Genomic DNA, 11,397 nt, shown 5'->3' with positions numbered 1-11,397 from the left:
ATTATTCTCCTTTAATGAAATCAATTTCAACCTTATATTTATAATTTTATATAATCTACAACTTTTTTAAAAGGTCATAATTTTCTACTATAATTAGAAATTAAAATCATTTTCTCTCTCATTATTCCATATTCTTTTCAAATTAGCTGTTAAGTTGTATACCTTTTATATACTTTTATTATTCTATTACTCTTTGTAAATGTACTTTATTTATAATTAAAAATAAAGTTTAACTACTTGCACATGCTTTTCTATTATCTTACAATTATATTGTATTATATCTTAGGAGCTGAAGTTATGTCTTATATTGAAAAAAAGCCCATTAATCGAAGTAAATTAAGGTTATTTTTAGGAAAAACATACTATAGGATAAGAAAATATTTTTACTGGTGGCTCTCTAAAAATAAATATAGTAAAAATATTAATAAAGAAGAATTAGGGTATGTAATTTTCACTCACAGTACACCTCTTTATAGAAAGTTAAGAAATGTTGACATGTATTTGCAACGCAATAAAGTTGATAATTTAAGACTAGCAATAAAAAAGCTGGATGGTGTTACTATTATGCCTGGTGAATACTTTTCTTACTGGAAACTAATAGGCAAGCCTACTTATAGAAAAGGTTATAAAGATGGGGTAGTTCTTTGCCCTAATGGTGATTTTAAACCTGGTGTTGGTGGGGGATTATGCCAATTATCTAATTTAATTTATTGGATTACTTTACATACTCCTCTAGCTGTTACTGAACGATATAGGCATAGTCATGATGTTTTTCCTGATGTAAATAGGACACAACCTTTTGGCTCTGGTGCTACATGCTTTTTTAATTATTTGGACTTAGAGATTAAAAATACTACAAATAAGCCTTATCAGCTTAAATTATATCTTACAAATGAGAAGCTTGTAGGTGAGTGGCGTTCAATTGAAAAATGTAATTATAGATATGAAATTTATGAAAAAGAACATTCAATAGCTCCTGGATTTTATGGACATTACATTAGAAATAATGTAATACATAGAAAAGTTTTTAATATTGTTGGTGAAGAAATTAATGATGAGTATGTTGCTGAAAATCATGCATTTATGATGTACCAACCATACTTAGACAATGGAAAGGTAACAATTGATAATTGATAATGCATAATTGATAATTTGTGTGAAAACTCAGGGAATTTTATATTTAATGAAAGAATGAAAAAATGAAAGAATTGTGGAATAAACTCCTACGGAGTTTAGAAAAATTTTATTTTCTTATAATTTAGCTATGCTAAATTATTTCCTTAATTCTTTCACTTTATATTTAATACTGTAGTATTAAATTAAATTTTCATTCTTTCATTTTTTTCATTTTAGCTATATGATTTTTTTAATGCTTTTAATAAAATTTTTGGATCCTTCTTATAAGGTGTTACTGGAATTACTTTTTTATTTTTCACATTTAATAATGTATAAACCGCTATTCTTGCCGCACGTACTGAGTATTCTTCAGTAAATACCATGTCTTCTGGAATTTCAACAAATTGACTTATCATCGCGAAGTTAGTTGAACCTTCTGGTACTACATTAGGTCTATCAGTCATTTTACGTGGTTGGAATTGTGCATCAATGTATGGCATCATACATGGAATTACATTTACTACAGTTTCCATTATTTCATCTATTTTATCTTCAAAATGTAAGTGATGTAAAAGTTCAATTAATAATTCTTCACCAGTACATTCTCTCATAGGTTTCTTTACATAATCTCCAATTTTATCTGTGTAAAGTCCATATCCCCAGAATATTGTTGTATCCATTGGTTGATTTTTAAAATGTGGTTGCGCTGCTACAACTATGCTCATTAACCAATTAGAATCTTTAAATGTCATTAATGCTCCACTACCTGGTACATTACCTGAAAATTGTTCTATAAGTTTTAATAATTTATTCCCTTTACATGTTACGGTAAAACTTTCCCAATTAGTTTCATCTGGATGCCCAAAGAATGGTTCTGGATTTCCAAGTCCCGGCTTTTTATTAGCAATCTTTGACCAGAGTTCTCCTGAAATTGGTTTATCTGGGTTATATTCAGGAGCTGTTTTAAAATCTCCTAATGTTGCACTATCAGTCATGCAAGCATTAGTCATTATACAAATATCCCCATCATTTAATTCAATTGTTTTTTCTCCATCTTCATCTTCTATATGCATTGCTGTTACTGTTATACCTTCACCTGGTTTAAAATCTAAATCTGTAACAGTTGCATTTATACTGAAATCAACACCAAACCCATCTAAATAAGCTTTTAATGGAAGTATAACTGATTCATATTGATTATATTGAGTACGTGTTACACCTTCTAATGTTTCAATACGTGAAAATTCAAATATCATACGTTCCATATAGCGCTTAAACTCAAACAAGCTAGACCATTTTTGGAATGCAAATGTTGTTTGCCACATATACCAGAAGTTTGTTGTAAAGAAATGCGGTGTATCCTTAAACCAATCTTCAATTGTTAAATCATCTAATTTTTCTTCCGGAGTAATCATTAATTTTCCAAGTGCCATACGATCTGTATTATTAAATCCCATGCTTTCTACATCTTGTATAACGCCATATTTATCAATCAAACGTGCTTGTGCATGTGTTGGATGTAAATGGTCAAAGTTCAATATTTCTTCTGTAACACTCATACCTGGCATTTCTAATGATGGTACACTTCTTAATAGTTCCCAAAAGTTTTCATATGTTTCTTCATTTAACATTCTTCCACCACGGCATACAAATCCGTTTATAAGATCTCCAGCTCCATCATTGCTTCCACCTAATATATGCATTCCTTCTATTATATGAATGTTTTCACCTTTAAAATTACAATCCCTTACTAGATATGCAGCTCCTGCTAAAGATGCTAAACCACCACCAACAAAATATACTTGTCTTTCATTATTTTCATTAAAATTTTGAGTGAATGTTACAAATGATGCTTCTTTTTCTTCACCTTTCTTCATCTTCTTTGCTGCCAAAGTAGCAACTGCTGCTGCTCCTGCAATAGCTCCAACTGCTAATAATGGATTTATATTACCTTTTGACTTCTTACCCATAAATATCCCTCAACTTTCTTTATATATTATTTGTCTATCTAATTAGTATTATAGTTTACCCAAATAATAAAGTATTTAGACAATATTTATCATGTGTCTAATTTTATTTATTTTTTATAATTTATACATCTATTCTTAACATTTTGTTCACATATTTAAACATTATAATCTTTTTCCTAAAAGGCTAGTCTTTTATTTTTCTAAAGAGGCTCGCGTTTCGTTATCCCCTTTTAAACCATTGATTTTACTTGCTTAAAGATGTTTTAAAACTTAAACAGAAATTTTTATCTATTATATATATGCGCAAAAAAGGAAGCTCAAATTAGAACTTCCCTTTTTTATTAGCTAATGTCAAAACCTATTTTGATATAGCTTCACTTTAATTTACTTTTTAAATTTTATCTAAATATTGAACAGCACTAAGGGCAGCTATATTACCTTCCCCTGCAGATTTTATATATTGGTATGGCTTACCTACACAATCACCAGCTGCAAAGCATCCTGGTATATTTGTCTTCATAAGTCTATCAACAAAGATATGATTTTCTTCTATTTTTAAACCTGGAACTAGCTGTCCTGGTGATATTGAATCTTTTAATAGAAAAACTGCATCTGTTTCTATTTCAGTATTCTTTAGGATCAATTTATTTACCTTTAATTCACCAACTATTTCTTGCGGCTTATCTTCTACTACTTTTATATTATTTCTTAAATTATAATTACCTTTATACATAGGAACATAATATACTTCTCCAGCTAACTCTGAAACATAATTTGCTTCTTCCTCGGCTTCCTTGTTATGGCCTATTATGGTTACTACTTTACCTTTGTATAATGGTGCATCACAAGTTGCACAATATCCTACACCCTTACCTAAGTATTCCTCTTCACCCTTTATAGGTCTTGTATATTCTATTCCTGTTGCTAAAATAACAGATTTTGCTTCAAAAGTTTTATCATTTGCCATTAAAGCAAAATACTTCCCCATTGCATAAATACTATTAATTCTTTCTTCTGTTATTTCTATATCCATAGCCTGTAGATGCTCTTGAAACCTTTCCTTAACACCTTCTCCTGTTATTCCATAAAAGCCCAAATAGTTATTAATCTTAGGTGCTTTAACAAGCTTATTAGTTAGATTCTTATTTCCAAAGATAATGAATTTCTTATTCCTTATCTTTGCATTTAAGGCTGCTGATAAACCAGCTGGACCACTACCTACTATTGCAATATCATATCTTTCGCTCACTTTTCTACCTCTTTATTTTATAGATGTTTAACTACAGCTTCTTTTAAAGAATCCTTCGGCATAAAACCAACTAAAGTTTCTACTGGAGCACCATTCTTAAATATCATTAAAGTTGGAATACTTGCTATTTGATATTTATTAGCTATATTTGGATTTTCATCTACATCAATTTTTACAAATCTTGCATTATTTACTTCATTAGACACTTCCTCCAATACAGGAGCAATCATTTTACAAGGACCACACCAAGTTGCCCAAAAGTCTACTAATACAACTCCTTCATGTTTTAGTACTACTTCATTAAAGTCTGTTTCTGATACATGTTGAACCATATAAATTTACCTCCTAATATACCCCTTAGGGGTATCCTTTGTATTTATTTTACACAATTATTTATTTATAGTCAATAGATTATAGGGTTAATTTTACCTTTTTATTCTTCCCAATAAAAACTCTTTTATTTACTATTTTTTAAATGTAAAAATTGAGATTCATATAATTCTTTATATAATCCTTCTTTCTTTAATAAAACTTCATGACTTCCCTTTTCTTCAATTCCTTTATCAGTTAACACTAAAATTTCATCTGCATTTTTTATTGTTGACAATCTATGAGCTACAACTATAGTAGTCCTTCCTGCACACAATTCTTCTAAAGATTTTTGTATCATATATTCTGTTGTATTATCTAATGCTGATGTTGCTTCGTCTAAAATTAATATAGGTGGATTTTTTAAGAATACCCTTGCAATTGAAATTCTTTGTTTTTGACCACCTGAAAGTTTTACCCCTCTTTCTCCTATATAAGTATCATATCCTTCTGGTAATGACATAATAAATTCATGTATATTCGCGCTTTTAGCTGCTACTACCACTTCTTCATCAGTAGCATCATGCTTTCCATATAATATATTATCTTTTATTGTTCCAGTAAATAAGAATACATCTTGTTGCACTATTCCTATATTTCTTCTTAAAGACTCTAATGTAGCATCATATATACTTATATTATCAATAGTTATATCTCCTTCTGTTACATCATAAAATCTAGGAATTAAATTACAAAAAGTTGTTTTACCACCACCTGATGGTCCTACTAATGCAAGCATTTTTCCTTGTTCTATATCTAGATCTATTCCTTCTAAAATACTCTTTTCATCATAACTAAAATGAACATTTTCAAATTTTATATGACCTTTAATATTCTTTAATTCTAAACTTCCATCATCTTCAATCTTTTCATCTATTATAGATATAAATCTCTTAAATCCAGTCATTCCATTTTGATATTGCTCCATAAAGTTAACTAGCTTCTTAATTGGTTGTGTGAATAGCTTTATATATAGTAGATAAGCAAAGAAATCTCCTAAATTTATTATATCGAAATATGTGAATATACCACCTGCTATTAATACTACATAATCTAATATATCTATTCCAAAGCCAACTCCTGCAAAATATTCAGCCATAACCTTATAAGCTCTTGATCTAGCATTCTTAAATTTGTTATTACCTTTTTCAAACTTATCTATTTCATGATCATGAGATACAAAAGCCTTTGTTATTCTTATACCAGAAAGAGAGTTTTCTAAATTTGAATTTACTGCCGATGTCTCTATTCTAGTTTCCATAAAAGCATTCATCATTTTATTTTTTTGCTTCCAAGTAAATAACACAATAAAAGGTATAAAGGCAAATATAATAAGAGTTAATGGTATATTAATTGTACATAATACAGTAAATGAACCAATTAACATAACAAGAGAAATAAACAAGTCCTCAGGTCCATGGTGAGCAAGCTCTGATACTTCCATAAGGTCATTTATCATTCTGCTCATTAAGTCCCCAGTTCTATTATTATCAAAATATGAGTTAGGTAGTTTTTGTAGATGTAAAAACATGTCCTTTCTCATATCCCCTTGCATATGCACCCCCATAACATGTCCATAATATTGCATGAAATAACCACAAGCTGCTTTTATTAAATATATGATTAATAAAGTAACTCCAAATACTACTAGCATTCTTATATTTTTATTTGGAATGCTATCATTGACTAAAGTTCTTGTCATCATAGGATAAACAAGATCACATGCTGCTGCAATAAATGCTGCAAACATATCTAAAAAGAATAGTTTTTTGTATGACTTATAGTAACTAATAAATCTCTTTACCATAAATAACCTCCTTCTATTACTACATTATATTTTTGTTATTATTTAATAATAGCCTTATTGATAATAATTTTCAAGGAATCTTTATTATTTTGAAATAATTTACCTATTATTAAAGATGCTGATATATTCTATTTATAAATATAACCATTTTTAATAATCTATTTTATGTTATTCCTATCTATATATATCAACTATTAGTCCTTGAATTTCATCTATAGAAGCAGCTATATTTAAATTATCTCCTTCACCCTTTAAAAGAGATTTAGTAATCTCTTCAAGTTTTTGATCTATAGTATCTATTGTTATGAAGTATTGTGTTTGCCAAAAGCTTATATCTTTTTTAGTATCATACATAAACTTTAAAATAGACTCTAAATATTCTTTTATTAACTTCTTATAAGCTATGACATCACCATATGTTTTAGTAATTACTAATCTATTTCCCTTTTTATGTATTTCTTCAATCATTTGATTTAATTGTTCTTCAGATTTTCTTTCTTTAGCTTGATTAAAACTTTGTGAAAAATCTTTTTTCTCTGATACTACTCTTCTATCTTGCTTAACTGGACTTTTTCTATTTATTCTACCTATCTCCATAATCGTCACCCTTTCTCTATAAGATATTATATCATCAAAAAATATTTTTCTCTCACTTTTTTTTCCATGTATTAATATTAATAAAAGTAAATATGCTATACTTATATAAGAAATTTATTTTTACAAATTTTAGAAAGTTTGGAGGTATTTAAATGTGGTTTAATAAAAGCTCCGAGGAAATAATTAAAGAGTTGTCCTCAAATGTAATTAATGGACTTTCCTCAGCAGACGCGAAATTAATATTGGAAAAAAATGGCCCAAATAAACTTCAAGGAAAAAAGAAAAAATCTACTTTTCAACTTTTTTTATCCCAAATTAATGATGCAATGATTTATATTCTACTAGTTGCAGCAGTAATATCTGCAATTGTAGGAGAAATAAGTGATGCAATTATTATTTTGATCGTAATCTTTGTTAATGCAATAATTGGAGTTATTCAAGAATCCAAGGCTGAAAAAGCTTTAGAAGCATTAAAAAGTATGTCAACACCCAAAGCTCTTGTTAAGAGAGATGGCTCAATTATTGAAATACCATCAGAAGAAGTGGTGGTTGGTGATATTGTAATAATAGATGCGGGTAGATATATTCCAGCAGACTTAAGATTAATTGAATCTGCTAATTTAAAAATTGAGGAATCAGCTTTTACAGGTGAATCTGTTCCAGCTGAAAAAAATTCAGATATTATAAATGAAGAAAATGATGTTCCAATTGGAGATCAGCATAATATGGCATTTATGTCGACCCTAGCAACTTATGGTAGAGGAACTGGTATAGTAATAGCTACCGGTATGGATACTCAAATAGGCAAAATTGCTAAGATGTTAGATGCAGAAGATGAGAATACTACTCCTCTTCAAAAGAAATTGGCTCAGTTAGGTAAAACTCTAGGATTTGCTGCAGTCGGAATTTCAATTGTTATGTTTATAGTATCTATGTTCCAAGGTAGAGATTTTCTTGAAATGTTTATGACTTCTATAAGCTTAGCTGTAGCTGCTATCCCTGAAGGACTGCCTGCAATAGTTGCTATTGTTTTAGCTCTTGGAGTTCAAAGAATGATAAAGGAAAATGCTATTATTAGAAAACTTCCTTCTGTTGAAACATTAGGCTCTGTTAATATAATTTGCTCAGATAAAACTGGTACATTAACTATTAATAAAATGACAGTAAAAAAATTCTATATTAATGGAGAAACTAAGAACTTAGAAGAAATAGATATTAAAAATGATGAAAGTAAGTTATTAGTTGATGGTATGATTCTATGTAATGATGCTACTTCAAAAGATGGTGTTCAAACTGGTGATCCTACAGAAGTTGCATTAATTGATGTAGGTAATAAAATTAACATATTTAAAGAAGATTTAAATAAAGCACACAAGAGGGTAAATGAAATTCCATTTGATTCTGACAGAAAGCTTATGACCACTGTAAATACTTATGATAAAGGATTTAATGTATTTACTAAAGGAGCCATAGACAGTATTTTAAAAATCTCTAATAAAATATTAATTAATGGAGAAATTAAAGATTTTACAAAAGAAGAAAAAGAAAAGGTTCTAATGGCTTCAAATTTAATGTCTGACGATGCATTAAGAGTTTTAGCATTAGGATATAAAGTTATAGATACTGAACATGTTGCTATAGATGACCTTGAAAAAGATTTAATTTTTGTTGGTCTTATGGGAATGATAGATCCTCCGAGAGAAGAAGTAAAAGGTTCAATTCAAGTTAGTAAAAATGCTGGAATTAGAACAATAATGATAACTGGTGACCACAAAAATACAGCCGTAGCTATTGCTAAAGAACTCGGAATTGCTAATGATATTTCAGAAGCTATGTCTGGTAGTGAAATAGATACCTATTCAGATGAAGAGTTCACTAAGATAGTTAATAATTATAGAGTCTTTGCTCGTGTATCACCTGAGCATAAAGTTAAAATTGTTAAAGCATTTAAAGCTCATGGGAATATTGTTTCTATGACTGGTGACGGTGTAAATGATGCCCCATCCTTAAAGGCAGCTGATATAGGAGTTGCAATGGGTATAACAGGAACAGACGTTGCAAAAGGCGCTGCTGATATGGTATTAACTGATGATAACTTCACAACTATAGTTAGTGCTGTAGAAGAAGGAAGAAATATTTTTAATAATATAAAAAAATCCATTTTATTCTTATTAAGTTGTAACTTAGGAGAAGTAGTTGCATTATTCGTTGCTATATTATTAAATTGGGCTGCTCCACTATTACCAATACACATTCTTTGGGTAAATTTAATTACAGATAGTTTTCCTGCTCTTTCACTTGGTGTTGATCCTGGGGATAAAGGCGTTATGGAACTTCCACCTAGAAATCCAAAAGAAAGCTTATTTGCTGGAAGAATGGGTAAGCTACTAATTTTAAATGGTATTTTGATAGGTGCAAATACATTATTTGCTTTTGTACTTGGAGAATATTTATATTCAGATTCATTAAGACATGCACAAACTATGGCATTTGTTGTACTTAGCGTTTCACAATTATTCTACTCACTAGCTATGAGAAATGAAACTAAATCATTATTCCAAGTTGGAGTGTTTAAAAATAAATGGCTCATTGGTTCAGTTTTATTAGGCATTTTACTACAACTTGCTATAATAACAATACCATTTACAGCATCAGTCTTTAAAGTTTATCCATTAACACTTACAGATTGGGGAATAGTAATATTAATATCTTTAATTCCATTTGTTATAAATGAAATAATAAAGATATTCTTCAGAATGAAGGACAAAAAATAATAAAATAATTAAAGAATGAAAATTTAATTTAACACTTTAGTATTAAATATAAAATGAAAGAATTAAGGAAATAATTTAGCTTGCTAAATTAAGAAAAATAAATTTTCTAAACTTCTACGAAGTTTATTCCGTAATTCTTTCATTTTTTAATATTCTCATTAATTATATCTTATTCATTATCCATTAAAAAATGTTTCCATCTTTAAGCTTTCCATTATTCATAGAATAAATTTTATCTGCTACTTTTTCTGCAAATATCATATCATGAGTAATTATAAGCATACTCATACCATCTTTTGCAAGGCTTTTTATTAAACTTGCTACTTCACCTGTTAGACCTGGATCTAATGCAGAAGTAGGTTCATCAAAACACATTAACTTTGGATTTAATGCTAATGCTCTCCCTATTGCAACTCTTTGTTTTTGGCCACCTGATAGTTCGTATGGATAGCTGTTTAATTTATCTTTTAGTCCTAAAAACCCTAAAATTTCTGTTGCATTTTTCTTTGCTAATTCATCAGATTCTCCTAAAACTCTTTTAGGTGCTTCAATTAAATTTTCTAGTACACTCATATGTGGAAATAGATTAAAGTTTTGAAATACTAATCCAATTTCTCTTCGCGCTTCATTAAATTCTTGCTTTTCTTTATAGTCCCCTTCTTTACATAAAAATTTATTATCTATTTCTATTGTTCCTTCATCACAAAACTCTAATCCATTTACACACCTTAATAAAGTTGTTTTACCACTACCAGAAGGTCCAACTATAACTGCTATTTCTCCATTTTTCACTTCTAAGTCTATTCCTTTTAAAACTTCAGATTTACCAAAGTTCTTCTTTAATCCCTGAATTTTTAGCATAAGCCAGCCCTCCTATTGATAGTAACTAAATCTTTTTTCAATGCTTTCTAACACTTTTGTTATTAACCCGTTAAACAATAAATAAACAACACCTATCACTACAAATGGCATTATAGATGAAAGTCTATTGGAAGCTATCTTTGCTACTTTTAATAATTCATCTAACCCCACAACATAAACTAAAGCGGTATCTTTAACTAAAGTAATAATTTCATTTGCAACTGGTGGAAATATTCTTTTTAGTGCTTGCGGCATTATAATTCTAAAGAAAGTATCTTTTTTACTTAATCCTAATACCTCTGCCCCTTCAAATTGTCCTTTATCTATAGATAAAATTCCAGCCCTAAATATTTCTCCAAAATATGCCCCATAATTTAATACCATTGCTAATATAGCTGCTGGAAATCTTGGAATACTTATATTTATTAATGGTAGTCCAAAAAATATAAATAAAATTTGTAATAAAAGAGGTGTTCCTCTTAAAATTAATACATATACTCCTGTTATTGAATTTACTATCTTTACTTTAGATATTCTTCCAAGTGCAATTATGCCCCCTAATGGTATAGATAAAATCAAAGTAATTATAAATATTTCTATTGTAACTTTTAACCCTTCTAAGACTTGTGGAATAAAAGCTATTATTTCGTTTAT

Annotated in this window: 9 protein-coding genes; 2 read left to right on the top strand and 7 right to left on the bottom strand. The window is 28.9% G+C overall.

Features of this window, described 5'->3' with window-relative positions; all coding sequences use genetic code 11:
* Window positions 1-297: 297 nt before the first annotated feature.
* Entirely contained in the window at window positions 298-1,134 is an 837-nt protein-coding gene (locus tag CSBG_RS04525; protein ID WP_008677463.1) for a VanW family protein, read from the top strand.
* A gap of 215 nt (window positions 1,135-1,349) precedes the next feature.
* Here CSBG_RS04525 and CSBG_RS04520 read toward each other — a convergent pair whose 3' ends face one another.
* From CSBG_RS04520 to CSBG_RS04500, 5 genes are all read right to left on the bottom strand, one after another.
* Window positions 1,350-3,086 (bottom strand): oleate hydratase, encoded by a 1,737-nt coding sequence (locus CSBG_RS04520; protein ID WP_008677461.1) that lies wholly within the window; start codon window positions 3,084-3,086, stop codon window positions 1,350-1,352.
* 391 nt (window positions 3,087-3,477) lie between these two features.
* On the bottom strand, window positions 3,478-4,335 hold the full coding sequence (locus CSBG_RS04515; protein WP_008677458.1) for an NAD(P)/FAD-dependent oxidoreductase: 858 nt from the start codon (window positions 4,333-4,335) through the stop codon (window positions 3,478-3,480).
* Window positions 4,336-4,352: 17 nt separating this feature from the next.
* A complete protein-coding gene (gene trxA / locus CSBG_RS04510) occupies window positions 4,353-4,667 on the bottom strand; it encodes a thioredoxin (RefSeq protein WP_008677456.1) in 315 nt (104 codons plus the stop codon).
* A gap of 125 nt (window positions 4,668-4,792) precedes the next feature.
* Window positions 4,793-6,511, bottom strand: coding sequence for an ABC transporter ATP-binding protein (locus CSBG_RS04505; protein ID WP_008677454.1), 1,719 nt, complete (start codon window positions 6,509-6,511; stop codon window positions 4,793-4,795).
* A 174-nt stretch (window positions 6,512-6,685) separates the two neighbouring features.
* Entirely contained in the window at window positions 6,686-7,108 is a 423-nt protein-coding gene (locus tag CSBG_RS04500) for a YaaR family protein (RefSeq protein WP_008677453.1), read from the bottom strand.
* A 152-nt stretch (window positions 7,109-7,260) separates the two neighbouring features.
* Here CSBG_RS04500 and CSBG_RS04495 point away from each other — a divergent pair, with 152 nt between their 5' ends.
* Window positions 7,261-9,882 (top strand): cation-translocating P-type ATPase, encoded by a 2,622-nt coding sequence (locus CSBG_RS04495; protein WP_008677451.1) that lies wholly within the window; start codon window positions 7,261-7,263, stop codon window positions 9,880-9,882.
* A 183-nt stretch (window positions 9,883-10,065) separates the two neighbouring features.
* Here CSBG_RS04495 and CSBG_RS04490 read toward each other — a convergent pair whose 3' ends face one another.
* Together CSBG_RS04490 and CSBG_RS04485 are read right to left on the bottom strand one after the other, a co-directional pair.
* Window positions 10,066-10,743: an amino acid ABC transporter ATP-binding protein gene (locus CSBG_RS04490; protein WP_035285027.1), complete on the bottom strand. Its 678-nt coding sequence runs from the start codon at window positions 10,741-10,743 to the stop codon at window positions 10,066-10,068.
* Window positions 10,744-10,755: 12 nt separating this feature from the next.
* On the bottom strand, window positions 10,756-11,397 hold the full coding sequence (locus CSBG_RS04485; RefSeq protein WP_035285646.1) for an amino acid ABC transporter permease: 642 nt from the start codon (window positions 11,395-11,397) through the stop codon (window positions 10,756-10,758).

Origin of the sequence: Clostridium sp. 7_2_43FAA (genome assembly GCF_000158375.2) — a bacterium.
Lineage (GTDB): Bacteria > Bacillota > Clostridia > Clostridiales > Clostridiaceae > Clostridium > Clostridium tertium.
Note: the sequence above shows the minus strand (reverse complement) of the source record. Positions and strands in the feature narration are given on the sequence as shown.

What these genes read in the sequence shown, in the direction of transcription:
- CSBG_RS04525 (WP_008677463.1), top strand. Translation starts at nt 298, where the DNA reads ATGTCTTATATTGAAAAAAAGCCCATTAATCGAAGTAAATTAAGGTTA.
- CSBG_RS04495 (WP_008677451.1), top strand. Translation starts at nt 7,261, where the DNA reads ATGTGGTTTAATAAAAGCTCCGAGGAAATAATTAAAGAGTTGTCCTCA.
- trxA (WP_008677456.1), bottom strand. Translation starts at nt 4,667, where the DNA reads ATGGTTCAACATGTATCAGAAACAGACTTTAATGAAGTAGTACTAAAA.
- CSBG_RS04500 (WP_008677453.1), bottom strand. Translation starts at nt 7,108, where the DNA reads ATGGAGATAGGTAGAATAAATAGAAAAAGTCCAGTTAAGCAAGATAGA.
- CSBG_RS04520 (WP_008677461.1), bottom strand. Translation starts at nt 3,086, where the DNA reads ATGGGTAAGAAGTCAAAAGGTAATATAAATCCATTATTAGCAGTTGGA.
- CSBG_RS04490 (WP_035285027.1), bottom strand. Translation starts at nt 10,743, where the DNA reads ATGCTAAAAATTCAGGGATTAAAGAAGAACTTTGGTAAATCTGAAGTT.
- CSBG_RS04505 (WP_008677454.1), bottom strand. Translation starts at nt 6,511, where the DNA reads ATGGTAAAGAGATTTATTAGTTACTATAAGTCATACAAAAAACTATTC.